This is a genomic window from Lactobacillus acetotolerans DSM 20749 = JCM 3825, from assembly GCF_001436775.1.
In the GTDB taxonomy this organism is placed as follows: domain Bacteria; phylum Bacillota; class Bacilli; order Lactobacillales; family Lactobacillaceae; genus Lactobacillus; species Lactobacillus acetotolerans.
In genome coordinates, this window is the sequence record NZ_AYZC01000119.1 from 1 (window position 1) to 218 (window position 218).

The following is a 218-nucleotide window of genomic DNA, read 5'->3' on the forward strand; positions in this document are numbered from 1 at the left end:
AGATAGTATTACTGTCAGAGCAATTCAAAGAAATATTTCTGACCTGTTTTCCTTAAGCGAAGAACGTGATAACGTAATCAACTATCTTGAAAAACTGGCTAAAATTGTTAACAGCCGTGCCTTAACGATTTATCAAAGCATTCCTGGGATTGCCAGAACCACTGCTTTAAGATTAATCGCGGAATTAGGCGATTTACGCAGATTTGATACTTCAGCTC

Annotated in this window: 1 protein-coding gene; it reads left to right on the forward strand. The window is 37.6% G+C overall.

The features are described from left to right. The coding region (locus FC77_RS07800) for a transposase (RefSeq protein ID WP_156641870.1) at positions 1–218 on the forward strand (218 nt) is incomplete at both ends.